This window comes from Actinoplanes sp. TBRC 11911 (assembly GCF_012933445.1).
Classification (GTDB): Bacteria; Actinomycetota; Actinomycetes; order Mycobacteriales; family Micromonosporaceae; genus Actinoplanes.
The window spans coordinates 1-26,670 of the sequence record NZ_JABBNC010000049.1 but is presented as its reverse complement, the minus strand read 5'-3'; the positions used below and the strand labels follow the sequence as shown (position 1 = coordinate 26,670).

Sequence of the window (26,670 nt, the reverse complement as noted above, 5' to 3'; positions counted from 1 at the left end):
AGGTGGCCCGGACGGTGGGCCACCTGCCCAGCTCATCTCAGGAGTTGTACGCCTCCGCGGTCACCGTCAGACCCTTGGGGTTACCCAGGCGTTCCGGCCACGACACGTGCACCTTGCGGCTCTCCCCGGGCAGCAGCCAGAAGTAGTTGTCGCTGTACTCGGCGGGCAGCACCCGGTTACCGTGGCCGTCCCTTACGGCCACCCGGACCAACGCGGCCACGGTCTTGCCCCGGTTGGTCACCGTGCCGTCGTCGACCGTCAGCCTGGTCTTCGGCAGCTCGGACAGAATACGCATATCGGAAGGCTGGGCGTACCGCCAGTAGGTGTTCTCGGAGATCAGCTTGCCCTGCTTGTCGCGCCACTCCAGGCGTACGAGATGGAAGTCGTTGATCGAAGGCAACGTGAACGCCGGCGTGGTCGACGAGGAAGCGACCGACACCGTCTGCGTCTGCGTCGTGCCGATCTGACGGCCGGACAGGTCGTACGCCTTCGCGGTCAGCACGCCGGTCACCGGGTCCGGCGTGTGGTTGACCGCCCGGACCGTCCAGGAGCCCGGATCGGCCTGCACGTGCCGCGGCTCGCAGCTCTTGCGCGCGCCGTAGTACGCTCCGTTGACGTCGAGGTCGTAGTCGTAGGTCTGCCACACCGTGCTGTACCAGGCCGGATGCGACATCCACAGGAGCAGCCCGGACGCGTTCTGGAACAGCGACGCGTTCCACGCCTCGAACATCGCCCGGTGGTTCTCGTAGTTGACGAACTGGGCCCGGCTGGTGAACTGGTCCAGGTTGTCCGCGACGCCGAGCCGGTCCTCGATCGCCTTCTGGTAGTAGTCGACGTGCTGGTTCCCGTTGGTCGCCCAGTCGTGGTAGCCCCAGACCTGGCTGATCGGCCACTCCGGCTCGTCGCCGACCAGGTTGCGCATCGTCTCGGCGTGCGGGATCACCGGCATGCCGATCTCGGTGTGGAAGCCCAGCACGCCGGCCTTGTACTGGTTCGGGTCGGCGTACGTGTCCGGGTCGATCCAGTTCCACGGCCCGGAGCCGCTGACGATGCCGGCGTTCGACGAAGGGACGTAGATGATCTCCGGGTCCAGGTCGGCGACCGCCTTGCGCAGGCCCGCGTCGATGCCGCCGGGCGGGAACTGCTCGTTGGCGCCGCACCAGACCGCGATGCTCGGGTGATGCCGGTACCGGCTGATCGTGTCGGCGACGATCGCGTCGTAGGTCGGCGAGCTGTCGATGAACGCGCCCGCCTCCCAGAAGTCGTTCCACACCAGAATGCCGTACTCGTCGCAGGCCGCGTACAGCTCCTCGCGGTTGCTGCTGCCGATCCAGTTGCGGATCATCGTGAAGTTCATGTCGCGGTGCATCTTCACGGTTTCCCGCGTGCGGTAGGGCTCGGTGCGGCGCAGCAGCTCGTCCCAGCCCCAGTTGCCGCCGCGCGCGAACACCGGCACGCCGTTGACGCTGATCTTGAGCTCGATCGCGGCGTTGTCGACGGCCTTCACGTCGGTCCACGCCCGGCCGTCCTGCGAAACCTGGATCACGAACGTGCGGGCGTACGCGCTCTCCCAGTCGATCTCCACCTGGCTGAAGGTTTGCGGTGCGCCAAGATCGACCTGGATCCACTGGTCATCTTGAGCTTGAGAGGCCCATCTCGTACGCGGGTTGCCGTCCACGGCGTTCGACGGCGGGTTGGAGTCCTCGGCGCTCGATGCCGTGGCGGTCTTGCCCTTGGCCAGGTCCGCGCCGTTGTTCAGCACGGCCAGGGTCCACATCGAGAAGCCCCAGTCGGTGGCTCGCTTGTGACCTTGGATCCGGACAAATTGGGCAGTCTGCGCGGGGAAGTCGACGACCTGCTTACCGGTGTTGCCGATCGGGGTCTCGTTGCTGACCGTCTTGAGGTCGGTGAACGCGCCGCCGTCGTCGGAGACCTGCACGCGGAACGTCATCGCGTACGCCGACTCCCACAGGATGGTCACCCGGTCGAAGTCGGCCGCCGCGCCCAGGTCCACCTGGATCCACTGGTCGTCGGCGTACTCGGAGGTCCATCGGGTGTTCGGGTCACCGTCGGTCACGGCGGCGGCGGTGGTGCCGTCGGCCTCGGTCTTCGCCGTGGCGGTGTGGTGGAGCGCCTGGTCGGGGCCGGTGCCGCCGTCGTGCACTTCGAGGGACCACATCGAGACGCCCCAGCCGGTGGCGCGCTGGTCGGCCTGGATGCGAACGTAGCGTTTGTGCTGGCGGTCGAAGGTCACCGTCTGGGTGGCCTTACCGTTGTCGAAAGTGAGCGGCGGGACCGCGGGGGGTGAGATGACGACGGGCTGGTCCCAGTCGTACGAGAATTCGCGGATGCCGAACTTGGTGGTGCGGGTGTCGCTGGTTTCCTTGCCGATCGTGGCGGTTACCTTGAGGTCGTTCAGAATCGGGTCGCCGTAGCCGTTGGGCCACCACAGTTTCGGGTTCTTGACGCTGAGCGGCGCCAGCACCACTTCGAACATTTCGGATTTATCTAGGGTGACCGTTTTTTCCAGATTTTTGCCGAGAAGGCTGGCGCGCACCGTGACGGTGACCGCTTCCGCGGCGACATTTCGCACCGGCACGGTCACGGTCAATGTCGCCGTACGCCGATCTGCCAGTTTCGTGGTCACGTGGGCGTCGCCGATGACGACGTCGCCCGTGCCGCGCAGCCGGACGTGGTTCCAGATGCCCGAGACGCGGTCGCGTACCGCCGGCATCCAGTCCCAGCCGGACACCGCGAGGTAGGTCGGCGAGTCCAGATAGAGCGATCCACCGCCCAGGAACGTCCAGCTCGTCAGCGACTTGTCCCCGGGCGTACCGGGATGCGGCATGGGGGTGATCTTGACGGCGATGGTGTGCTCGTCGTGCCCCTTCAGCGCCTCGGTGACGTCCAGGACGCCGCGCGCGAACGGATGCGTGACGGTGCCGACGCTGACCCCGTTCACCCAGGTGGTGGCCTCGTGGTTGATGCCGTCGTACTCGAGCCAGACCCGCTTGCCGCGCAGTGCTCGCGGGAGTTTGAACTCGCGCCGGTACCACCAGGCGTGCCGGGACAGCGCCTCCGGGATCCGCAGGTTCTCGAAGCCGCCGACCGGGTCGGGCAGATGGCCCTGCTCGACGAGCGTGGCCAGCACGGTGCCCGGGACGGTCGCCGGGAGCCAGTCCTTGACGTCCTGGTGGCCCGTCGAGAGGGCGACGCCGTCGTTCGTGGTCAGATCGTCCATGGTGAGCGACCAGCCGCTCTCCAGCGCGACGGTGCCGTCCCTACCGACGGTGAGCGTGGGCGCGGGCTTGGTGTTACGGCCCGCCCAGTCGGTCCAGCCGCTTGCCTCCGTACGCCTCGGCGCCGTCCCGTACACCTGGAAGCCGTTGAGGCCCAGCGGGTTGGTGTTGTGGCGCTTCGTGGCGGTCATCCGCACGTGGCGCGCCTGCACCGGCGTACTCAGGGTGATCGCGTTGACGCCGCCCTGGCCGCTGTCGGTCTCGTACACCGAGGTCCAGGCCTTGCCGTCGATGGAGGTCTCGATCCGGTACGCGACGGCGGCGCTGGACAGGATCTCGTCACCGTCCGCGTTGTTGTAGTTGCCGTCGAACGGTGGATCGGTGAGCTTGGCCTCGAAGGTGAGGGTGATCGCGTCCACCCGGCAGACGGCCTGGAGGTCCACCGAGATCCACTGGGGGTCACCCTGGGTGGCGCGCCAGCCGGAGCCCTTCACGCCCAGTTGCGGGAGGCCGTCCACGGCGAAGTTCGCCTGGGTGGGGGCGTAGTCCGTTGAGGAGGCTTGGACCGGGCGGTAGAGGGCTAGGTCGGTGGCGCTCTGGCCCGCTGTGGCGCCTTGTCCGGCTGCTGCGTTTAGCCCTGCCGGCTGCCCGTTTTGTGCCGCTTGGGCGGCTTCGGGCAGTAAGGCGCCCACGCCGATGGAGGCCAGCAGGCCACCACCGGCGGTGAGGAAGGCGCGACGAGAGACGGGTGGTACGTCGACCATGACGACTCCAGGAGGGACGGCGGCTTTGACAACGTTGTCATTTACCGCGCTCTCCGTCCTGTGTGTCAAGACCAACTTTGCGTTTTTGTTAAGCCCAGTTTCGCCAAGCTGAGTTTGCTGCCCGCGTTCCCTGCCCACGCGTGATCAGGTCGCGGACCGAGCCCGGCCGTTCCCCTGCGCGCGTGATCAGGTCGCGGACCGGGCCCGGCCGTTCCCCTGCGCGCGTGATCAGGTCGCGGACCGGGCCCGGCCGTTCCCCAGCGCGCGTGATCAGGTCGCGGACCGAGCCCGGCCGTTCCCCAGCGCGCGTGATCAGGTCGCGGACCGAGCCCGGCCGTTCCCCTGCGCGCGTGATCAGGTCGCGGACCAGATTCGGCTCAGGTGCCTGCGCGGGCCCTGATCAGGTCGTGGACCGGCCTCGGCCCAGTTTTCCGCGCACGCCTGATCAGGCCGTGGGGCTTCGGCTCAGTTTCCCTGCGCGCGCGTGATCAGGTCGTGGACCGGCTTCGTGCCGCTACCCACGATCAGGCCGGTGATCAGGGCGTCCGCCCACACCGGAATGCCGTTCCAATTCGCGCCCGCGATGCTGTGCAGCAGGTAGAACCCGGAGACCGCCGACGCCACCGTAGCGACCGCCGTGGCGAGCCCCCAGATCAGGACGGTCCGGTTCGCGACGTGGTCCTTGGCTCGGCCGACCCAGCGCGTGAACGGTTCGATGAGACGCTCGACACCCGCCGCCAGCACCACCGTCACGGCGAACACGGTGGTGGTGTCCTCCGGGTGGATCACCGACGTGGTGGCCTTGTTACGCCACAGCAGGTAGTCGATACCCAGCCCGATCCCGACGAACACGAACGCACCGATGATAGCCGGAATGCTGGCCGGCTCCTTGCCCGCCGGGTCCTCCTCCGGCTGATTCTCCTGCTGCGGTCCCTGTCCTTGTCCCTGCTGCACGGTCGCGGTTCCGACGGTCACGGGTGCCCCCTTTGGCGTTCACTGCCGGTTTCCTTCCCTTGTCAACGTTCAGGGCACCGGGTTGTTCATGAGATCTCTACAGTGGAGCCCATGCTGGGCGTCTTCTCGGTGGCGTACTGGGTGTTCATCGTGCTCACCTGCCCCGTCTTCTTTGCTGGGGCGGTCTTGGTCCGCTTGGTCACACTCCCCTTCGACCGACGGCGCGTGGCCTTGCACCTTTACTCATCGGCGTGGGGTGTCTTCTATGTCTACGTCAACCCACTGTGGCGCCTGCGCATCACCGGCCGTGACATCCTGCCGTCCCACGGCCCCGCGGTCCTGGTCGCCAACCACGCGTCACTGATCGACATCCTGGTCCTGTTCGGCCTGTTCAAACCATTCAAGTGGGTGTCCAAGCAGGAGATGTTCCGGGTCCCGGTGATCGGCTGGAACATGCGCCTCAACGACTACGTACCGTTGGTCCGCGGCAACGCCGAATCGATCCGCCGCATGATGGCACACTGCGACCGCCTGCTGTCCACCGGCTCCCCCGTCATGATCTTCCCCGAGGGCCACCGCACCTCCGACGGCCACCTGAAGCCGTTCAAGATGGGCGCCTTCGACCTGGCCGCACGCCACGGCGTCCCGGTGATCCCCGTCGCGGTCCAGGGCACCGGCAGGGCTCTCCCCCGCCACGGCCTGATCCTGCGCGACCATGTACGCGCAAGCGTGCAGGTGCTGCCGCCACTGGACCCGGCCACGTTCGACTCCCCAGAGGCCCTGCGAGACGCGGCCCACACCGCAATAGCGCAGGCACTGGCATGACCACAGCACCGCCGACTCAACCCCGACGGCTCCGCCCGCCCGCGACGACCGGACGCGACAGAGACGCCTGGGGCACAACGACGGCACCTCGGGCACGATTACGGCGGCCGCGACATGAACGCGATTGCTGGACCACGACGCGGAACACGGACGCACAAGGACCGCGGCTCAAGCACGACGACGGCCGCCGCGACATGAACGCGGTGGTTGCGGCATGAACGCGGTGGTTGCGGCATGAACGCAGTGGTTGCGGCACGACCGTGGCGGCTAGACCGCGACCGTGATCGCTGCGGCATGAGGATCGCGGTTCCGGCATGAGGATCGCCCACTTCTGCGACAGCCACGAGGGCCGCCCCGACGGCGTCTCCCGCTCGGCGGCCTTGACGGTGGCGCTCCTGCGAGACGCCGGCCACGAGGTGATCTACATACGCCCAGGCCCGCTGTTCTCCTGGCCATTCTGGCCGTTCACCCCAAGCGCCCTGCAGCCCGACCCTCAGCTATGCCCAACCGCATCTCCGACAGCACCCCGGCCACCGTCAGCCGTCTCGTCGTCGCGACAAGGCGCGCCTCGCTCCCCGTCACCGTCACCGTCACCGTCACTGTCGTCGCTTCTTGTTCCGCTGCCTCAGCCCCCGCGTGACGGTCGGTTGCGATCGGTGCCGGTGCCGTTTCGCGACGTGCGAATCGGCCTCCCACATCGCACGACACTTCCGTTCAAGCCCGACCTCATCCACGTCCACACCACGGGTCCCATCGGCATGGCAGGATTCCGCCTGGCCGCCGAGCTGGACGTTCCGCTGGTGATGACCTGGCACACCGATCTCCTCGCATACGCCGACGTGTTCCCCGAGATCCCGATAGGCGCAGCATGGTGCGCCATAGCGCTGGGCCTGAGTTGGTCCCCACGCGACTTCCTAGAGCTGACCCGCCCGGGCTCCGTCCGTCATAACCGCCTGCTGATCCTGGGCCGCGCCATGTTCGCGCGCATGTCCGCCGCGATAGCCCCATCTCCTAAGACAGCCACTAGCTTCGCCGGTTTCAGCCCACTACCCGAGGTCCACGTCCTCCCCACACCGGTATTCCCTCCTGCGCCTGCACACTCGAGACTGACGCGATCGCACTCGCCCGGCTGGCGACGAGGCGGCCCGGTATTGCTGTCGGTCGGCCGCGTGTCGGCCGAGAAGGACCCCTCTCTGTTGTTGCACGCGTTCGCCGCCGTGGTGGCCGCGAAGCCCAACGCCGAACTGGTCCTGGTAGGCGTACGGCTCCACCGGCACAGGCTGCACCGATTAGTGACCAGCCTCGGCCTCACCGCCCGGGTCACCGTCATCCCGCCGGTGCCTCACGAGGAGCTGGTCGCCTACTACCTCGCCGCAGACGTCCTCGCGTTCTCCTCCACGACGGACACCCAAAGCCTGGTGTTGTCCGAGGCGGAGGCCGCCGGCTTACCCGTTGTCGTGGCCGACCCTCATCTGTCCGTCCGCCCCGACGGCTCGCACCGGATAACGTCGTCCCCGACACCGTCTTCTTTCGCGAACGCATTGTTGCGATTACTCGACGATCGCGCCTTACACGCCCAAACCGCAGAGGCAGGCTTATTCGCAACCTCCACCTACCAACCGTCGACCTATCTGGCGCGATTAACCGGGCTGTACGAGCGATGCCTCCTTTCGAAGAAGCCATAGTATCGCCGCATCAATACTGCCGCCAAATCTCAGCCGCGACCGATTTTCACTTGGCGCCACACGTTGTCGACTTTGGCCACGAACACACTTGACAAGACGCGGTTCGACATCTTGGCAGAGGGCGGTTCGGGCCATCAGAAACCAACATCGAGGACCGCCGCAAGAGCGGAGACCTGCAGGAGGGCCGATGTTTGCCACTCCATGGCTTCAGTGCCGTGCGCTCCGACGGCGTCGAGCAGCCAGCACTGGCTGACGCATCGCACGTCGCGAGGCCGAACAGCCGTTCCCTCTGCTCGGCGATCGTCGACCCGCTCGACGCGACGAATCTCTCATATCACGAATCGCGGACCGACACGCGGATGGAAACCATGAGATTCGGCTTTCTATTGCCACACCCGTTGTCCATTATCAACTCGGCTCGAATATCGTTTTGTTTGGCATGATCAATAGCGGGCCGGATAAGGCGATCAAGCTGCGGTCGTGAGAGAATCAATTCATGCGGCAGCTACAGTTATTCACCACAGTAGAGTTGGCCGCGATGCGTGACCGAACAAGATCGCGTAATTACTCTCCCGAGAGCGAGCAATTCCGCCGCGACCACGAACGTCACCGCGCGTGGGGCTTGGCCCAACGCCACGCGCGAAAGTTACGCCGCATTCACGGCACCCCGCCCAATCCCCCGCCGTCTACGAACGCAGCCGTGCAGGCGACGCCTCCAGCACCGTCCACCAACGCAACCGCGCAGGCGACGCCTCCAGCACCATCAACCAACGCAACCGCGCAGGCGACGCCTCCAGCACCATCAACCAACGCAACCGCGCAGGCGACGCCTCCAGCACCATCAACCAACGCAACTGTGCACGCCAAGCCCTCCGCACCATCCACCAACGCAACCGTGCAGCAGCCGCACTCTGCGAACGGAGGGGCGCAGCAGTCACCCTCGGCGCCTTCCACGAGCGCAAGGGTCCAGCAGCAGCCGCCGCGGCCGCCATCGTCTCAGCCCCGCGGTTACCCTCAGGATCGTTCTCATTCCCGGCGACAGCGGCCGCCCGAGCGCCTCCACGCCGCAAAGCCGACGTCGACCTCGACGTCAGCCAACCGTCAGCCGCAGCCCGACAGCCGACGCGCCGCCGATCAAGCCGACTCCATCGGGCCGGCGTCGACCAGCCGTCACGCACCGCCGACTTCCGCTGGGCGCGTGGCATGCGGGACGCCACCTGGGTACCACGTCCAGGCCTCATCGTCGCCGCCCTTGCCCTCGCTGGATGCCAGGAACGCTGCTGGCTACTCCGATCGCGGCTTCTCGCCGAAGAAGAGAACAGGGAAAGGCAGCAGGGCAACCAAGACCGCTGCCCTGGCGAATGACGATCCGATCGACCGTCCGGTCCTTGCACGCAAGCACGGCGTCGCCCGTGTCGCCAGCCATCCGACCACGCCCGCTGTCAGCAAAGGCGGCGCCGCGACAAGTGCGCATCTCGGCACCGACGTTGGCCCGCTACCAGGTTACGCAGCCTCCGACCGGGACAGCACCGCCGCCAAGGCCCACCGGGACCCGGCTAGAGCCGCCGCGAAAGGCCACACCAGCAAAACCGGCCCACCGCGAAAAGCCACCCGAACCCGACCGGCCCCACCGCGAAAAGCCACACCGACCGGACCAACGCCGCCACGAAAGGCCACCCGGACTCGACCGGCGCCGCGAAACGCCATGCCGGACGGACCGGCGCCACCACGAACGCCACGCCGAGCAGACCAGCGCCACCACGAACGCCACGCCGAGCAGACCAGCGCCGCCGTGACAGGCCATGTCGACTCCGACGTAATCCCTCGGCGGAGCAAGTGACGCCAACCATCAAGCCGGCGACGGCGCGCAGCGTCGGTGCCTGGCCAATTGCGGCAGTCACCGGGCCGGGCGCAGCAGAGGCCGTGGCTCGGGCCTTGGACTGGTTGACCGACGTGAGCACTCGCGTCAGCCGCGTTCTGGCCGGAAATCAGCGGCGGACTCGGGGCCGGAATGAACGAGCACGGACCAGAGCCACCCGGTCTGGTTCCGCGCCGCCTCATACGTTCTCATCCGAGCCGTGCTGCCTCGCCTCTCCATGAACGTGGCAGGGTGCGGTGCGGGAGATGCCGAGCGCGGAGCCTCAGCCAGCACGAGGCCCGCCTGAACGCCTCGGCACAAACGCGCTGACCTCGGCCCGCCGCCAACCGCCAACCGCCACGGCGCTGACTGCCGCAGGTCACCCCGGTTCCAGCGGTGGCCAGTGCTGGGCGACTCAAAGGGATGCTTCCGGGCCGCCACAACCTGCGCACAATGCCACCAATGCCAGACGTGTACATGAAATCGCGGCTCGATCACCCACCGCCGGCAGGTGATCGAGCCGCTCGACCTCGGAAAACTAGAGGTACGGGTCGAAGGGGATCCCGGCCGGCTTCGCGGCGTTCAGCAGATACTCGAACGAGCCGTCCTTAATCTTGATGGTCGCGGCGCCGAAGTCCGCGGCCATCAGTTTGTCGCGCAGTGCCACCGTCGGCCAGCCGTTCCAGTCCACCAGCGGCGGGTAGCGCCAGTCGTGATAGTAGTTCTCCGGCGGCTCGTCGTTCGAGTTCGCCAGCCGGAAGAAGTGCGTCGACAACCCGTCCTTGTGGTAGACGACCTTCGGGTGGGACCCGTCGAAGCGTACCTGGGAACGGTTGTAGGTCACCTGTCCACTGTGCTGAGTCGTAGTAACGTAGGCGACCTGGTTCGCCGCCTGGTCGACCCACGAGATGACGTGCTCCCAGTCGTGCCGGTGGCCGCCGAGCCCACTCCCGGCCACCGCCTGGTCCTTCTCGAAGTAGCTGGCGTACACGATCGCGCACCAGCCGTTGTTGCACTTGGAACGGGCGTACGTCTGGGAATTGTCCAGATCGGACCGGTCGTGGCAGCTGCCGTTGACCGCTCCGGTGGTGTTCAGCCCTCCGTTGAGGGTGCCGTCGGGGCCGATGGCGGAGACCGCGTAGCAGCCGTCGCCGTCGTAGTCGTAGGCGGGCGAGAAGCTCTGCTCGTAGCCGCCCGCGTTCTGCGGCAGGTTGTGCGGCGGGTCGGCGAGGGCGGGTGTGGCGGGTAAGACGATCAGGAGGGCGGCGACGCCGGCGATGAACGCGGCGGCACGGGGACGGACACGGCGCATGGGTGGGGGCCCTTCGTCGTTTCGTTGGGTGCTGGAATCGTCACCGCCGTAATAGAACTGCGTCAATGAGGGTGAGCGAACAAACCAGAAAGTCGCGGTGAAAACACGTACGGTCAAGCCGATTGACTATCCGAACGTGAACAGATAAATCTTTTGCGCCCCCGGAACAGCTTGGGCCGGGCCCACCGCGTGAAGGAGTCGACGCATGCCGGCAAAAGACCAGGTCGGACAAGACCTGGCCAGGAAGGCCCGCCGCAAGAGGAAGGTCCCGCTGTGGGCCAAGCTCGTCACCTCGTTCGGCGCGGTGCTCGCGCTGCTCGGCGGAACCGGCATCGTCGGCGTGAAGTATTTCTTCGGAAAGCTGACCGGCAACATCCAGACGACGTCGTCGGTGCTGGACGACACCTCGGTCGGCAGCACCGAGACCCAGCAGGGCAAGCTACCCAAGGGCGCGATGAACCTGCTGATGCTCGGCCTGGACACGCGGGCCGGGTGGGAGGCGAAGGGTCAGCTGTCCCGATCGGACACGATCCTGATCCTGCACATCACCGCGGCGCACGATCAGGCGTTCCTGATGTCGATCCCGCGCGACACGATCGCGCACATCCCGGCCGACTCGTCGATGAACTTCAAGGGCAGCACCGAGAAGATCAACGGAGCGTACGCCTGGGGATCTAACGGCGGGCGGGGCTGGCAGGGCGGCGCGAAGCTCGCCACCAAGACGGTCACCGAGCTGACCGGCATCAAGTTCGACGGCGTCATGGTCATCAACTTCGACGGCTTCAAGGGCATCCTGGAAGCCATGGGCGGCGTGCACATGTGCGTCGACAAGCGGATGTGGTCGAGCCACTACATCGTGGTGAACGGCAAGGTGAAGTACGCGGAGGGTGCCGACCCGCAATCGCCGCCGAAGAACGCGCTGTGGTTCGAACCTGGCTGCCGCAACATGCAGCCGTGGGAGGCGCTGGAGTTCTCCCGGCTGCGGCACTCCAGCAACGGCGACTACGACCGGCAGCGCCACCAGCAGCAGTTGCTGCGCGCGATGGCCAAGAAGGCGTCCAGCGCCGGCATCATCACGAACCCGTCGAAGGTCGCGAAAATCCTCTCGGCGGCCGGCTCGTCGCTGAAGATGGACACGCACGGCGTACAGGTCGACGACTTCCTGTTCGGCCTCAAGGGCCTGGCCGCCGCCGACCTCATCCCGATCAAGACGAACAGCGGCACGTTCAACGAGAACGCGGAGCAGACCGGCGAGCAGGTCTCGCCGACCACGAAGCAGTTGTTCGCGGCGACCGCCAACGACAAGCTGGCGTCGTTCCTGGCATTCCACCCGGAGAACCTGATTTCGGACGGTGACACTCCGGCGTCCTGACGGCTGCGCAGCGCGACCGGTTAGCATCGGGAGCTTACGGTGGGGTGATCATGCCCACGCCAGAGGCCGTTTCCGGTTGCGTAGGATTTTCGCCACGCAAGGCCGCAACGATGGGAACCGAGGAGCAAGATGCCGCTCACGCCAGCTGATATCCACAACGTGGCATTCAAGAAGCCGCCGATCGGCAAGCGTGGCTACGACGAGGAAGAGGTGGACGCCTTCCTCGACGAGGTGGAGCAGGAGCTGATCCGCCTCGTCGAGGAGAACGTCGCGCTGCGTGACCAGATGGAGCGCGGTGGCGGCGGTGGCGGCGGCCCGGCCTCGACGATGGTCCTGAGCAACGAGTTCGCCGACCTGACCCGCCAGCTCGAGCGGCTGCAGGAGGCCCGCGCCCGCGCCGAGCAGAACGCCCGCAGTGTGCAGGCCCAGCTCGAGCGGGCGCGCAGCCAGATGCCGTCCGGCGCGCTGCCCTCGATCGGCGACGACGACCGCAACTCGCGGGTGCTGCAGATGGCCCAGCGTACGGCCGACGACCACATGCGCGACGCGCAGCGCGAGTCGGACTCGCTGCTGTCGACCGCCCAGTCGAAGGCCGACCAGATCTCCGCGGACGCGGAGATCAAGGCGGGCACCATCGAGTCGGACGCCCGGCGCAACCACGCGGAGGCGCTGGACAGCATCGGGGCGAAGCGGTCCGCGCTGCTCGACGAGATCGACCGGCTCGGGCAGCTCGCGCAGAGCTACCACGCCGCCCTGCAGAACCACGTCACGCAGCAGCTGCAGGAACTGAACAGCGCGCCGGACGCGCCGCCGGTCCGCGAGCTCGGCTGAGCGTCACCCGATGGTCACCACCCGTGCCCACGAGGGCGGCGGCGAGTAATCCCGGCGGACCGGCCGCGGGAACAGGCCGACCACCGTGCGGCACGGCGAAGCATCCGGCCAGGGCGTCTGACCATCGGTCAGCACCACGATCACGTCCGGGCGGGGGTGGGCGGACGATGCCCGCGCGAACCCCGCCCGCAGGTCGGTTCCGCCGCCGCCGATCAGCGGGATCCCCTCGGCCCGGCACAACGGATGAGCGATCCCCGCGGCCGCGTCGCAGGAGATCACACTGACCTGCCCCCGGCCGCCGCCCACGGCCCGGCCGATCGCGGTCACCTCCAGCAGCGCGGTGCCCAGTTCGGCGTCGCTCACCGATCCCGACGTGTCGATGACGACGCTGACCCGTGGCGGGTTGCGCCGCAGCGCGGGCAGCACCACCTCGGGCAGCGCGGCCGAACGACGAGCCGGCCGCCCGTACGTGTAATCCCCGCCCCCACCCGCACCGGACGCCGCCCGCACCGCCGCACCCAGCAGCTCGCGCCACGGCTGCGGCGGATGGAACGCCTTGTCGGCCCAGCGCTGCCACCCCTCCGGCACGTCGCCGGGACTGCCGGTGATGCCCTGCGCCACCCAGAACCGCACCGCGTCGCGCTCCTGCGGACTCAGCCCGTGCGCGCCGTCCGCCCCCAGGTCCCATTCGCGGTCGAGGCCGTCGGCGCCGCTGCCACAGTCCAGCCACGCCGCGTCCATACCAAGCCCGGCCAGGGAGAACCGCTCCAGATAGTCCTCCATCAACATGTTTGCCGGTAGACCGAACATCCCCGGGTGAATTCCGACAGCCGTCAACCCTTCCCCGTACGCGTCGTCGTTGATCTCGAAATCACCGGCGATGTTCATCCGGAGCCGTTCCGCGCGACCGCTCAGCCCGTGCTTGTCCGCGTACCGGCCGGATCGCCCGTGATGGTCGCGCAGCAGGTGGGACACCTCGTGCACCCAGACCCCGGCGAGCTCGTCCATCGCCGTCCTCGCGACGAATCCCGGCGAGACGTAGCAGCGCCAATGGCGGTCGACGCCCATCGTCGGCACCCGCTCGGACGGCACGATCCGGAGGGCGAACAGGGCCGACGCGAGATACGGCCGGGCCCGGACGGCGTGCAGCCGCGCGGCGTACAGCTTCTCCTCGTCCAGGATCATCGGCCGGCCACCAGCAGATCGGCGCGGCGCGACACGGCGACCGCCCCGGACAGCCGCTCGATCTCGGCCGGCAGCGGCCAGTCGTCGCGGCGCAACGCGGCCAGCGTGGCGGCCGGAACCACCACGATGTCCGGCGCGCCCGTTTCCAAGGCCCGCACCAGGAGGCGCCAGGCCGCGTCCCAGCGCGACCGGTCCGGCCGGTTGCGGACCGCCGCCACCACCGCGTCCAGCACCGCCTGCCGCTGATCGCCACGTTCGGGCAGCGCCGCGCCGGCCGGGTCGGCGAGCAACTCCTCCGGATCGGGCAGGTCCATGCGGTCCAGCCAGGCCAGCAGTTCCAGCCCCGGTCCGTCGCCGACCACGCCGCGTACCAGCGCCGACAGCACGTCACGAGAGGTCCCGGCCGCGGTCCCGAACGCGATGAGCCGCACCGCCATGTCCCAGGTCCGCGGCGACGGCCAGGCCGACCCGCGCCGGGTCTCGGACTTCGGCAGCTGATGGATCAGCGCGGGACGAGCGGTGAGCAGGCCGGTGACGGCCTGGCGTGCGTACGCGACGGCAGCGCGCAACGACCTGGGATCCAATGTGGGCAGTTGCGCCCGCGGCCACGTTCCGCCCAGACCGCGCACCACCACGTCCTGGTCGTATGTCCACTGCAGATGGACGAACCGGTTCGCGAGCGGGGCGCTCAGATCCCAGCCGTCGGCGGCGGACGCCCGCGGATTGGCGGCGGCCACGATGCGTACGCCCGCGGGCAGCACCAGGGTCCCGACCCGGCGCTCCAGCACGAGCCGCAGCAGCGCGGCCTGCACGGCGGGCGGCGCGGTCGAGAGCTCGTCGAGGAACAGCAGGCCGCGGCCTTCGCGAACGAGCCGCACCGCCCAGTCCGGCGGCGCCATCGGCACGCCCTCGGTGGCCGGGTCGGCCCCGATCACCGGCAGCCCGGAGAAGTCGGTCGGTTCGTGCACGCTCGCGATCACCGTGGTCAGCGGCAGCCCCAGCGTTCGCGCGAGCTGGTGCAACGCCGCGGTCTTGCCGATTCCGGGTTCGCCCCACAGCAGCACCGGCAGGTCCGCCGCGACCGCGAGGGTGAGGGCGGCGAGCTGGTCGTCGTCACGGGTTTCGGTGGCGGTGTCGGCGAGCAGGCCGAGCAGATCGGCGGCGACGTCGAGTGTTTCCGGCATTATTGGCATCACCTTGGGTTCTCTTGAGGGGGCCGCGGCCGGCGAGTCCGGCGCGGTACAGCCCGTACGTGACGCGGCGCGCGGCCGCGGATTCCAGTTCGTCGCGGAGGGGACCCTCGCGAAGTACGGCGTCGGCGCCGAGCAGCCGTTCAACGGCCGCGACGGCGCCGGCGGTGTCGCCGTGGTCGAGCAGTCCGCGGATGTCCGCGAGGCCGGCCGGATTGCGGTGAGCTTCGTCGATGGCCCGCAGGCACGGGAGCGGTGGGCCGCCCAAGGCGACCAGTAGCTCTTCGCGCCGCAGCTCGCCGGGATCGTGGTCGAGCGCGCTGAGCAAGCCGTCCACGAGCGCGATCCGGTGCTCGGCGCCGCGGCACTGGACCAGCCGCGCCCCGTCACGGCCGCGCACCGGCTGCGCACGCGGTTCCACTCCCGCCTGGCCGGGCCCGAGCGCGGCGGCGACCAGCGGATGCAGGTCGCACAGGTTGATGAGGCCGGCGCGCAACAATTCCAAGTCCGGGAGCACCCAGGTCGCCGTGTCCGGGAGGATGGGCCACCGGGGATCCGGCCGGGCCACCTCCCGGGGGTGGGTGCCGCCGGGGTCCAGCGCGAAGCGCTGTCGCGCGCCGACGCGTACGGCAACCGGGTCGAAAGCCCGGCCATCCGCCCGGCGCAGGATGTCGGCCTCGGCCTGCCATCGGGAAACCGCGAGGCCGTCCGGCCCCGGCGCGACGCGCTCCCGCAGCTCGGCCGTGCGGCGCGCGTCCCACAGGTGGCGGTGCAGGTCGAGGCGGAAACGACGGTCCGGATGCCGGCCGTCGCGGATCCCGGACCACAGCACGAGACTGATCCGCTGCCCGGCCTCCGCCCAGGCCGGCGCGGTGCGGGCGACCAGGTGCAGACCACGCCGATACCGGGCCAGCGAGAGGGTCACGCCGGGCCGCAGCAGGAAATCCGGGGCAGCCCGCGGCATGTGCCAGCGCAGCAGGTCCGGCGCGAGATGGCGAAGGTCGAGACGGATCCGGCGGGCGACCTCGTGCCCGTGGGCACCGGCGATCGCCCGCAGATCCAGGTCGACGTCGACGCGGGCGGCGGCACACGCGCCACCCCAGTCCCCCACGAGCCGGCGGGCCGCGGCGGTTTCGATCATGGTGGGCGGCACGGCGAACTCACGCGCGCGCCGCCAGGCGAGAAGACGGGGGTCACCGTCCACGATGGAGTGCATCAGCACTCACTTCGGGTGGACGGGGCCTCCCCTCTGGCTGAGAAGGTCATCGCCGCGAACGGTACCCCGTCGGCAGCTCTTGGTAAAGCGGATAAGTTTTTGCTGCTCAGGGTGCATGTGACGGCGCCGTGGGCGATACTCGACGAGTATGAGGGACATCCTGCTCAGCCGCCGCAAGCTCCTCGTCGCCGCCGGGTCCGGAGTGCTCGGCGTGGCCGTCCTGAACACGTTGACCGCATGCTCCTCCGACGAGGGCGCGGGAGGAAACGCCCCGACAGCCCCGCCATCGGCCGATCTCGGCGGGTGGGACCGTGTCGAGATGTCGAACGTCGCGGCCTATCTGCTGGTCCGCGGCAAGGAGGCGGCCGTCGTCGACCTCGGCCTGGCGAACTCCAGCAAGGCGATCGAGGAGGGCCTCAAGGCGGCCGACAGCGGCTGGGATCAGGTGCGGCACATCATCCTCACGCACCACCACCCCGACCACGCGGGCGGTCTGACCGGCCTGTCCGCCGACGCGAAGGGGACGTTCTACGCGGGCGAGGGCGACGTCGCGAGCATCGTCACCGACCGCACGCTGAAGCCGGTCAAGGACGGCGACGAGGTGTTCGGCCTGCGGATCGTCGGGACCCCGGGGCACACCCCCGGGCACATCGCGGTCTTCGATCCGGCCCTCGGCGTGCTGGTGGCCGGCGACGCCTTGAACACGCAGAACGGGCTCGCCGGCTCCAATCCGCAGTTCACCGCGGACGCGAAGCAGGCCGCCGAGTCGGTCCGCAAGATGGCGGCCCTTCAGGTGAAGGCCATCCTGCCGGGCCACGGCGACCCGCTGATCACGAACGCCGCCGAGGAGTTGCGCAAGCTGGCCGCCACCGTCTGACGAGGGTCTCGAATCGGCAAGGTTTTCGCCGTGATGGGAGCGTGCCCACGTATCGGCGGTGATAATTGCGCACCATGAGGGACTACTTGCTCACACGCCGCAAGCTCCTCGTCGCGGCCGGGTCCGGAGTGCTCGGCGTGGCTCTCGTCAACACGGTGACAGCGTGTTCGTCCGACTCCCCCGAGACGCCGTCCGCGGCGCCGGCCAGCCAGCCCGAGGCCGATCTCGGCGGCTGGACCCGCGTCAACATGTCGTTCGTCTCCGCCTACCTGCTGATCCGGGGCGACGAGGCCGCCGTGGTCGACCTCGGCGTGGCCAACTCCAGCGACCAGATCGCCGAGGGCCTCAAGGCCGCCGGCAGCGGCTGGAACAAGGTGAAGCACGTCGTCATCACCCATCTGCACCCCGACCACGCGGGCGGTCTTGAGGGCCTGACCGCCGACGCGAAGCCCACCTTCTACGCTGGGGAGGGGGACGCGGCAAGCATCATCAGCGACCGCGAGATCACGCCGGTCAAGGACGGCACCGACATCTTCGGCCTGCGGGTGGTGAACACCCCGGGGCACACGCTCGGGCACATCTCGATTTTCGACTCGTCGCTCGGCGTGCTGGTCGCGGGGGACGCGCTGCGCACGACGGGCGGCGGCCTCAACGGTTCCGACCCGGCGAACACGGCGGATCTGGCGCAGGCGGCGGAATCGGTGCGCAAGCTGGCCACTCTGGACGTGAAGGCGATCCTGCCCGGCCACGGCGCGCCGCTCACCTCCGGCGCCGCCGACGCCCTGCACAAGCTGGCGTCGACCATCAGCTGACCGTCGCCTCAGTCGTCCGCCGGGCGGAAACTGCCGAAAACCAGCCGCAGATCCTTCTCGGCGCTCTGCCATCCGGCGTCCGGGCATTGCCAATAGATCCCGTACGCCTGTGTGGGTGACGTGATGAAGCCACGGTTGTTGACGTGCTGGCGGACGCCGGACCGGGTGAAGGTGAACTCCCAGTCGGCGGCCTTGCGGAAGTACTTCACCGCGCGGATGTGGACCTCGTGGTAGGCGGGGAAATCGCCGCGCGCGACGCGATAGCCGGCCTTGCCGCGCCAGTCCGCGACCGGGTCCGGCTGTGGCTTGTCGGTCTGGTCGATGCCGAGGACGCGGCCGGCGCCGCGGAAGTACACGATGGACCCTTCCTTGCTGCGGGTCCAGCCGCGGGGCACGTAGAGCGAGAAGCCGGTCGGGTCCCGATATCGCGTCCAACCCGCGGGGAGCACGGGCGCGGCGGAGGCTTGACCGGATGGCCTCACCGGCGCGGAGGAGGGCGCCGACGACGAACGGGCCGGCGAGGCGGATGCGCTGGTGGTGGGCCGCGGCGCCGCGGTTACGTCCGGCTTGTCGGCGGGTCGTGACGCCAGCCAGCCGCCTACACCGCCGGCGACCACCACCACCGCGGTGACCGCCGCGGCGATGAACGCCGAACGCCGCCTCCTGCCGACGACCGGCGCCGAACCCCGCCGACTGATGGCCGGCACGGGCGCCCGCGCTGGCTGCGTTGCCACCGCCGCCCGCAACAGTCGCTCGGTCTCGGCGGCGCCGATCCGCTCCGCCGGATCCTTGCGCAGCAACCCGTCCAGGGCCTGGTCCAGAGCACCGGCCCTCGTCGGCCGCTCCGGCTCCTCGCTGGCCACCGCGGTCACCGTCTCCATGACCGAGCGCCGGGCGTACGGCGAATGCCCTTCCACGGAGGCGAACAGCGTCGCGCCGAGCGACCACAGGTCGGCCGCCGGGGTCGCCGCCCCGGAGCGGACTCGTTCCGGGGCCATGTACTGCGGCGAGCCGAGGATCAGCCCGGAACTCGTGGCCAGGCTGTCCCCGTCGACGGCGGCCACCCCGAAGTCGGTGAGCACCACCCGGCCGTCGTCGGCGAGCAGCACGTTGGCCGGTTTGACGTCGCGGTGGCGTACGCCGGAAGCATGCGCGGCCGCAAGCGCCGCAAGCACCGCGAGTCCGATCTCGGCCGCGCGTTCCGGCGGCAGCGGGCCGTCGGTGTCCAGAACCGCCTGCAGCGAGCGCGACGGCACGTACTCCATGACAATCCAGGACCGCCCGTCGTCGGAGAACGTGTCGTAGACCTGTGCCACCCCGGGATGGCTGATGCGGGCGGCCGCCCGCGCCTCCCGCAGCGGCGCCTCCTCGTTGACCGGCAGCATGATTTCCTTGAGCGCCACGTCGCGTCGCAGCATCTCGTCGCGGGCCAGCCAGACCCGGCCCATGCCGCCGGCGCCGAGGACCCGGCGCAGGCGGTAGCGCTCGTGTACGGCAGTCACGTCCGACGATGTACCCGCCCGCGTGCGGGCTCAATCGGCGCTCAGGCCGTCGAGCCGCGCCAGCACCTGCAGCATGACCTCGTCGGCGCCGGCCCCGATCGAGGTCAGGCGGGTGTCGCGCAGCATCCGCGAAGTCCAGGAATCCTCGAGATATCCCATGCCGCCGTGGAACTGCAGGCACCAGTCGGCAACCTCGCGGATCAGGCGGCCCGCCTTCAGTTTCGCCACCGTGGCCATCCGCGTGATGTCCTCGCCGGCCGCCAGCGCCTCGCAGGTCACCAGGTTGTGGCTGCGCAGCAGGTCCACCTCGGACTGCAGCTCGGCGAGGCGGAACGCCACGTACTGCCGGTCGGCGAGCGGACGGCCGAACACTGTGCGGTCGTGCGCGAACGCCCGGGTGCGCTCCAGCGCGTACTGGCAGGAACCGACGGTGGAGTACGCCGCGAACATGCGCTCGGTGACGAACTGCTGCATCTGCTGCTGGAAGCCGCGGCCGACGGTGCCGATCGTGTTGGCCACCGGCACGCGGACCTCGTCGAGGGACAGTTCCGCGGTGTCCGAGCAGCGGTTGCCCAGCTTTTCGAAGGTGCGCACCACCTCGAAACCGGGAAGGTCGGTGGGCACCACGATCTGCGACATGCCGCGGTAGCCGCCCTCGTCGGAGGTGCGCGCCAGCAGGCAGATCCAGTCGGCCTGGGCGCCGTTGGTGATGAAGACCTTCCGCCCGGTGATCACCCAGTCGTCGCCGTCGCGGACCGCGCGGGTGCGCAGCCGGGCCACGTCGGAGCCGGTGTCCGGCTCGGTGACCGCGATCGAGGTGACCGCGGTGCCGGCGATGGCGGGCTTGAGGTAGCGCTCCTTGAGCTCGTCCGTCCCGTACTGGTGCAGCGAGGGCGTGGCCATCATGGCCTGGACGCCGATCGCCATGCCGATCCCGCCGGCGTGCATCCGGCCGTATTCTTCCGCGGCGACGAGCTGGAAGCTCGGGTCGGCCTCTTCACCACCCCACCGCGACGCATATTCCAAGCCGAGCAGGCCCAGCGCCGCGGCCTTGGGGAACAGGTCGTGCAGCGGCGCGCGGCCGGCCCGCTCCCACTCGTCGACGTACGGGTTGACCTCCGTGTCGACGAACCGGCGGACGCTGTCCCGGAAGGCTGCGTGGTCCTCGTTGAGCCGCATCCGCCGACCGTATCGAGACCTCCCCCGCGGAAACAAGCACGCTTGCTTGTTTTTCGCCGCTGTGCCAATCTCACGGAATGCTCCGCATCGGCAACTGCTCGGGCTTCTACGGGGATCGGCTCGCGGCCATGCGGGAGATGCTCGAGGGCGGCCGGCTGGACGTGCTGACCGGCGACTACCTGGCCGAGCTCACCATGCTGATCCTGGCGCGCGACGCCGACGGGTACGCGAAGACGTTCCTCGCCCAGCTCAACGACTGCCTGCGGCTTGCGCTGGACCGCCGGGTGCGGATCGTCGCGAACGCCGGCGGCGTCAACCCGTCCGGCCTGGCCGACGCGATCCGCGCGCTCGCCGCCGCACAGGGGCTCGCCCCCCGGATCGCCGTGGTCCGCGGCGACACGCACGCCTATCTCGGGGCGTTCGGGATCGCGCGGGCTCTGACCGCCGGCGCCGACATCGTGGTCACCGGCCGGGTCACCGACGCGTCGCTGGTCATCGGCCCGGCGATCGCCCGCTACGGATGGTGGCGCACCGACTTCGACGCGCTGGCCGGCGCGACGGTGGCCGGCCACGTCCTGGAGTGCGGCACCCAGGCGACCGGCGGCAACTACGCGTTCTTCGACGAGATCGAGGACCTCACGCGCCCCGGTTTCCCGATCGCCGAGATCGAGCCCGACGGATCCAGCGTGATCACCAAGCATCCCGGCACCGGCGGCGCGGTCACGGTCGGCACGGTGACCGCCCAACTGGTCTACGAGATCCAGGACTGCCGGTACGCCGGCCCGGACGTGACCACCCGCCTGGACTCGATCCGGTTGCGCCAGATCGGCCAAGATCAAGTGCAAATTTCCGGCGTACGCGGTGAAGCACCGCCCCCCACGATCAAGGTGGGCCGCAGCCGGATCGCGGGTTTCCGCAACGCGATGACGGTGGTCCTGACCGGCCTGGACATCGAGGCGAAGGCGGCATTGTTCCGGCGCCAGTTCGAGGCTTCCGTGAGCACCCGGCCCGCGGAGGTGACCTGGACGCTGGCCCGCCTGGACCGTCCGGACGCGCCCACCGAGCAGCAGGCCTCCGCGCTGCTGACGGTGGTCGCCCGCGACCCCGACGAGCAGACGGCGGGGCGGGCGTTCAGCAACGCGGCGGTGGAGCTGGCGCTCGCGTCCTACCCGGGCTTCTTCGGCACAGCACCCCCGGGCCGGGCCCAGCCGTACGGCGTTTTCACCGCCGAGTTCGTGCCCCAGGAGGCGGTGGCGCACGAGGTGGTACTGGACGACGGCGCGGTGGAGAAGGTCGCCCCGCCGGAGGAGACGCGCCCACTCGAGCGGCTGGCCGGCGCACCTACCCCTGCGCCCGCACCCGCCGCTTTTATAGCGCTAAATGCTGAAATTTCCGGAGGGTCGGACACCGAGCAACCCGCTCACGGAACCGGGCACGACGGGCCGACGCGGCGGCTTCCGCTGGGGACGCTTGCCGGCGCGCGCTCCGGGGACAAGGGCGGCGACGCCAACATCGGCCTGTGGGTGCGCGATCCGGAGGCGTACCCCTGGCTCTGTGATGTCGTCTCGGAAAGCGCCCTCCGCACCCTCCTGCCCGAGCTCGCCGACCTGCCGATCCGGATCGCCTATCTGCCGGACATCCGCGCCGTCAACGTCGTGATCGACGGGCTGCTCGGGCAGGGCGTGGCCTACAACGCCCGCTTCGACCCGCAGGCGAAAGGCCTCGCCGAGTGGCTGCGCTCGCGGCACGTGGACATTCCGGTACGCCTGCTGGAGGAGCGGTGACGATTCTCAAGTCCACACTGGACGCGCCGACGGCCAACCGGGAAGCCATGCTCCGCGCCCTCGACGAGATCGCGGCCGAGACCGCGAAGGCGGTGGCCGGTGGCGGCGCCGACCGGCATCACGCGCGCGGCAAGCTGACCGCCCGGGAGCGGATCGAGCTGCTGCTCGACCGGGACGCCCCCTTCCTCGAACTGGCCGCACTCGCCGGCTACGGCTCGGACTTCCTGGTCGGCGGCAGCGTCATCGCCGGGATCGGCACGGTCAGCGGCGTCGAGTGCCTGCTCATCGCGAACGACCCGACGGTCAAGGGCGGTGCGAGCAACCCGTGGTCGCTGCGCAAGACGCTGCGGATGCACGAGATCGCCCTGCAGAACCGGCTTCCGGTCGTCTCCCTTGTGGAGTCCGGCGGCGCGGACCTGACGACGCAGAAGGAGGTCTTCATCCCGGGCGGCGCGGTGTTCCGCAATCTCACCCGCTTGTCCGCCGACGGCATCCCGACGATCGCGCTGGTGTTCGGCAACTCCACGGCGGGCGGGGCGTACCTGCCGGGCATGAGCGACCACGTCGTGATGATCGAGAAAAGGTCGAAGGTGTTTCTCGCCGGGCCGCCGCTGGTCAAGGCCGCGACCGGCGAGGAGTCCGACGACGAGTCGCTGGGCGGGGCCGAGATGCACGCGCGCGTCTCCGGTCTGGCCGACCATTACGCGCTCGACGAACCCGACGCGATCCGGATCGGGCGGCGCATCGTCGCGCGGCTCAACTGGCGCAAGGCTTCCGGCCCGTCCGCGGCACCGATCAGCCCGCGCTTCCCCGCCGAGGACCTGCTCGACATCGTGCCGCCCGACCTCAAGGCGCCGTTCGATCCGCGGGACATCATCGCCCGGATCGTCGACGACAGCGACTTCGACGAGGTCAAACCGTTGTACGGGACGTCGCTGGTCACCGGATGGGCGCGGCTGCACGGGTTTCCGGTCGGCATCCTGGCGAACAGCCGCGGGGTCCTGTTCAGCGAGGAGGCGCAGAAGGCGGCCCAGTTCATCCAGCTCGCCAACCGCTCCGACACGCCACTTCTGTTCCTGCACAACACGACCGGCTACATGGTCGGCCGCGAGTACGAACAGGGTGGCATCATCAAGCACGGCGCCCTGATGATCAACGCGGTGTCGAACTCCACGGTCCCGCACATCTCGCTGCTCATCGGCAATTCGTACGGCGCGGGCCACTACGGGATGTGCGGACGGGCGTACGACCCGAGGTTCGTCTTCGCCTGGCCCAGCGCGCGATCCGCAGTGATGGGCGCGCAGCAGCTCGCCGACGTGACGTACATGGTGTCGAAGGCCTCGGCGCTCTCCCGTGGCCGGCCGTTCGATGAGGACGGTGCGCAGGTCGTGCGGCACATGATCGAGCAGCAGATCAGCGCCGAGGCGATGCCGATGGTCCTGTCCGGCATGGTCTACGACGACGGCATCATCGACCCGCGCGACACCCGCGACGTGCTCGGCATCGCCCTGTCCGCGATCCACACCGCGCCGGTCCGGGGCACCGGCACCTTCGGCGTCTTCCGGATGTGAGGCCGTGATGTCCATCAGCACCGTGCTGGTAGCCAACCGGGGCGAGATAGCCCGCCGCGTCTTCACCACCTGCCGCCGCCTGGGCCTGTCCACAGTGGCCATATTTTCCGACGCGGACGCCGGGAGCCCCCACGTCAAAGAGGCAGATTCCGCCGTACGCCTCCCCGGCGCCACACCCGCCGAAACGTACCTGCGCGCCGACCTCATCGTGGCCGCCGCACTACGGTCGGGCGCCGACGCGGTCCACCCCGGCTACGGCTTCCTCTCCGAGAACGCCGGCTTCGCCCAGGCCGTACGCGACGCCGGCCTGACGTGGATCGGCCCGCCCCCGCCCGCGATGGCGTCGATGGCGTCGAAAATCGAGGCGAAGCGCTTGATGGCGGCCGCCGGCGTCCCCGTGCTGGACCGCCTGGACCCGGCCACCCTGACCGACACGGACCTGCCGGTGCTCGTGAAAGCCTCGGCGGGCGGCGGCGGCCGCGGCATGCGCATCGTCGAAACCCTCGACAACTTGCCCGGCGCGGTAGAAGCCGCGGCCCGCGAGGCACAGGCGGCGTTCGGCGATCCGACGGTCTTCTGCGAGCGCTACCTGCCGGCCGCCCACCACGTCGAGGTCCAGATCCTGGCCGACACCCACGGCACCATCTGGGCGCTGGGCGAGCGCGAGTGCTCCCTGCAGCGCCGCCACCAGAAGGTCATCGAGGAGGCCCCCTCCCCCCTCGTCGAACGCGTGGGCGGCGACCTGCGCAAGCGCTTGCTCGTGGCGGGCCGGGACGCGGCCGCCGCGGTCGGCTACGTGGGCGCCGGCACCGTCGAGTTCCTGGCCGACGACACCGGCGAGTTCTGGTTCCTCGAGATGAACACCCGCCTGCAGGTCGAACATCCGGTCACCGAGGCGGTCACCGGCACCGACCTGGTCGCCCTGCAGATCGAGGTCGCCGACGGCCACGCGCTGACCGGCCCGGAACCCACGATGACCGGGCACGCCATCGAGGCCCGCCTGTACGCGGAAAGCCCCGCCGACGACTGGCGCCCGGAAACCGGGACGCTCGCCACGTTCACGTTCCCCGACGACGTCCGGGTCGACGCCGGTTTCGAGGCCGGCAGCGTGGTCGGAACGCACTACGACGCGTTGCTGGCCAAGGTGATCGCGGCCGCGCCAACTCGCTCGGCGGCGACCCGGAGGCTGGCGTCGGCGCTGCGCCGCGCGCGGATCCACGGCGTACGGACCAATCGGGATCTGCTGGTAGGCAGCCTGCTGCACCCGGACTTCCTGGCCGGCGCGACAACCACCGCCTTCTACGAGACGCATCCCCCGGCCTCCCTGATCACCGAAGCCGATCCCGGCCTGGCCGCGGTCATCGCCGCGATATCCGACGCCGCGCACGAGCGCGGACCCCTGCTTCCCGCCGTCACCAGCGGTTTCCGCAACATCCCGGTCGGTTTCCGCAGCCGCACGTACGCCCTCGGCCCACGCGAGTTCGAAGTGCGGTACCGCTTCACCCGCGACCGCCTCGAAGTCGACAACCACCCCGGCATCACGCTCGTCGAGGGCGACGCGAACCACGTGGTCCTGGACGTCGACGGCCTGCGGCGGCGGTGGACCATCGGCCGTTTCGCCGACCGCGTGGTCGTCGACGGCACCCAGGGCTCGGTCGAACTGCGCCAGGTCCCCCGCTTCACCGACCCGTCCGCACGCGTCCCGCCGGGCGCCCTCGCAGCCCCGATGCCCGGAACGGTGGTCCGCGTCGGGGTAACGGTGGGCGAAACGGTGACGGCCGGTCAGCCGTTGGTCTGGCTGGAGGCGATGAAAATGGAACACGCCGTACACGCACCCGCGGCCGGCCTGGTAACGGCGCTGCCGGTCGAGGTCGGCCAACAGGTCACCCAGGACGCACCGCTGGCAGTGGTAGACAGTGACTGAGGCAAAACAGGACCGCAGCCGCGCAACCCGGCAGCGCCTGCTGGAGGCGGCCATCCGATGCCTGGCAACGCAGGGCTTCCAGACCTCCACGGTCGGTGTCATCGCCGCCGAGGCGGGCATCAGCCGAGGCGCGGTCCAGCACCATTTCCGAACACGCGAGGACCTCATCCTGGGCGCGTTGGAGCACATGTTCGCCGAGCGGGTGGCGTTGCTGGACGCGCTGCCAGATCGCGACGGCCCGGACCGCATCCACGCCGTGGTGGCCGACATGGTCGAGGCAATCGGCGGCGAGCTGTTCCGAGCGGCTCTTCAGGTCTGGAACGCGGCAGCTGCTGACCCCGACCTGCGTGCGGCCGTGCTGCCGTTGGAACGCCACTTCGCCCGCGAGGTCCACGCCCGAGCGGTCCGGTTGTTGGGTGTAGACGACTCTGACCCGGATACGCGCGCCCTGGTGCAGGCAACCCTTGACATGGCGCGTGGTTTGGCCTTGGCCGACGTCCTGACCGACGATTCCCGGCGTCGCGCCCGGGTCGTGCGTGCCTGGTCTTCCCAGCTGGCCGTTGCCTGGTCTGGGTAGTGGCTTTCCTACG

Annotated in this window: 19 protein-coding genes; 10 read left to right on the top strand and 9 right to left on the bottom strand. The window is 69.4% G+C overall.

Annotation, left to right across the window (positions count from 1 at the left end; all coding sequences use genetic code 11):
* Window positions 1–37 precede the first annotated feature (37 nt).
* Window positions 38–4,003 (bottom strand): discoidin domain-containing protein, encoded by a 3,966-nt coding sequence (locus HH310_RS39920; RefSeq protein WP_169180966.1) that lies wholly within the window; start codon window positions 4,001–4,003, stop codon window positions 38–40.
* A gap of 465 nt (window positions 4,004–4,468) precedes the next feature.
* On the bottom strand, window positions 4,469–4,978 hold the full coding sequence (locus HH310_RS39915; protein ID WP_169180965.1) for a hypothetical protein: 510 nt from the start codon (window positions 4,976–4,978) through the stop codon (window positions 4,469–4,471).
* A 90-nt stretch (window positions 4,979–5,068) separates the two neighbouring features.
* Between HH310_RS39915 and HH310_RS39910 the strand changes: the two genes are divergently transcribed.
* Window positions 5,069–5,782, top strand: coding sequence for a 1-acyl-sn-glycerol-3-phosphate acyltransferase (locus HH310_RS39910; RefSeq protein WP_169180964.1), 714 nt, complete (start codon window positions 5,069–5,071; stop codon window positions 5,780–5,782).
* 314 nt (window positions 5,783–6,096) lie between these two features.
* Entirely contained in the window at window positions 6,097–7,467 is a 1,371-nt protein-coding gene (locus HH310_RS39905) for a glycosyltransferase (protein ID WP_169180963.1), read from the top strand.
* Between the two features lie 686 nt (window positions 7,468–8,153).
* On the opposite strand, the gene HH310_RS39900 is transcribed toward HH310_RS39905, so the two are convergent.
* Window positions 8,154–8,309 carry a hypothetical protein gene (locus HH310_RS39900; protein ID WP_169180962.1) on the bottom strand — a complete coding sequence of 52 codons (156 nt, stop codon included), beginning with the start codon at window positions 8,307–8,309 and terminating at the stop codon, window positions 8,154–8,156.
* A gap of 1,554 nt (window positions 8,310–9,863) precedes the next feature.
* Entirely contained in the window at window positions 9,864–10,637 is a 774-nt protein-coding gene (locus HH310_RS39895) for an NPP1 family protein (RefSeq protein WP_169180961.1), read from the bottom strand.
* 205 nt (window positions 10,638–10,842) lie between these two features.
* Here HH310_RS39895 and HH310_RS39890 point away from each other — a divergent pair, with 205 nt between their 5' ends.
* Window positions 10,843–12,009, top strand: coding sequence for an LCP family protein (locus HH310_RS39890; RefSeq protein WP_169180960.1), 1,167 nt, complete (start codon window positions 10,843–10,845; stop codon window positions 12,007–12,009).
* Window positions 12,010–12,138: 129 nt separating this feature from the next.
* The gene (locus HH310_RS39885) at window positions 12,139–12,840 is read left to right on the top strand and encodes a DivIVA domain-containing protein (RefSeq protein WP_169180959.1); all 702 of its coding nucleotides are present in this window, start codon (window positions 12,139–12,141) and stop codon (window positions 12,838–12,840) included.
* Window positions 12,841–12,843: 3 nt separating this feature from the next.
* Here HH310_RS39885 and HH310_RS39880 read toward each other — a convergent pair whose 3' ends face one another.
* The 3 genes from HH310_RS39880 to HH310_RS39870 are packed head-to-tail and all read right to left on the bottom strand — an operon-like array spanning window position 12,844 to window position 16,431.
* A complete protein-coding gene (locus HH310_RS39880; protein WP_169180958.1) occupies window positions 12,844–14,025 on the bottom strand; it encodes a DUF2201 family putative metallopeptidase in 1,182 nt (393 codons plus the stop codon).
* Window positions 14,022–15,209 (bottom strand): AAA family ATPase, encoded by a 1,188-nt coding sequence (locus HH310_RS39875; RefSeq protein ID WP_248294882.1) that lies wholly within the window; start codon window positions 15,207–15,209, stop codon window positions 14,022–14,024. The genes HH310_RS39880 and HH310_RS39875 overlap by 4 nt, the downstream gene beginning before the upstream one ends.
* A complete protein-coding gene (locus HH310_RS39870) occupies window positions 15,139–16,431 on the bottom strand; it encodes a hypothetical protein (protein WP_169180956.1) in 1,293 nt (430 codons plus the stop codon). Before HH310_RS39870 ends, HH310_RS39875 begins: the two co-directional genes overlap by 71 nt.
* 148 nt (window positions 16,432–16,579) lie before the next feature.
* On the opposite strand from HH310_RS39870, the gene HH310_RS39865 reads away from it, so the two are divergent.
* Window positions 16,580–17,308, top strand: a complete 729-nt coding sequence (locus HH310_RS39865; protein ID WP_169180955.1) for an MBL fold metallo-hydrolase — start codon at window positions 16,580–16,582, stop codon at window positions 17,306–17,308.
* 74 nt (window positions 17,309–17,382) lie between these two features.
* Window positions 17,383–18,120: an MBL fold metallo-hydrolase gene (locus HH310_RS39860; protein WP_169180954.1), complete on the top strand. Its 738-nt coding sequence runs from the start codon at window positions 17,383–17,385 to the stop codon at window positions 18,118–18,120.
* Between the two features lie 8 nt (window positions 18,121–18,128).
* Here the strand turns inward: HH310_RS39860 and HH310_RS39855 are convergent, their stop codons facing one another.
* Window positions 18,129–19,622 carry a serine/threonine-protein kinase gene (locus tag HH310_RS39855; protein ID WP_312034632.1) on the bottom strand — a complete coding sequence of 498 codons (1,494 nt, stop codon included), beginning with the start codon at window positions 19,620–19,622 and terminating at the stop codon, window positions 18,129–18,131.
* A 30-nt stretch (window positions 19,623–19,652) separates the two neighbouring features.
* On the bottom strand, window positions 19,653–20,801 hold the full coding sequence (locus HH310_RS39850; RefSeq protein WP_169180953.1) for an acyl-CoA dehydrogenase family protein: 1,149 nt from the start codon (window positions 20,799–20,801) through the stop codon (window positions 19,653–19,655).
* 77 nt (window positions 20,802–20,878) lie between these two features.
* On the opposite strand from HH310_RS39850, the gene HH310_RS39845 reads away from it, so the two are divergent.
* Genes HH310_RS39845 through HH310_RS39830 form a run of 4 tightly spaced genes read left to right on the top strand, consistent with a single transcriptional unit; the run spans window position 20,879 to window position 26,657 of the window.
* Window positions 20,879–22,585 (top strand): acyclic terpene utilization AtuA family protein, encoded by a 1,707-nt coding sequence (locus tag HH310_RS39845; protein WP_169180952.1) that lies wholly within the window; start codon window positions 20,879–20,881, stop codon window positions 22,583–22,585.
* Window positions 22,582–24,156, top strand: coding sequence for an acyl-CoA carboxylase subunit beta (locus HH310_RS39840; protein WP_396027575.1), 1,575 nt, complete (start codon window positions 22,582–22,584; stop codon window positions 24,154–24,156). Before HH310_RS39845 ends, HH310_RS39840 begins: the two co-directional genes overlap by 4 nt.
* 7 nt (window positions 24,157–24,163) lie before the next feature.
* Entirely contained in the window at window positions 24,164–26,080 is a 1,917-nt protein-coding gene (locus HH310_RS39835; RefSeq protein ID WP_169180951.1) for a biotin carboxylase N-terminal domain-containing protein, read from the top strand.
* Window positions 26,073–26,657 (top strand): TetR/AcrR family transcriptional regulator, encoded by a 585-nt coding sequence (locus tag HH310_RS39830; protein ID WP_169180950.1) that lies wholly within the window; start codon window positions 26,073–26,075, stop codon window positions 26,655–26,657. The genes HH310_RS39835 and HH310_RS39830 overlap by 8 nt, the downstream gene beginning before the upstream one ends.
* Window positions 26,658–26,670 lie beyond the last annotated feature (13 nt).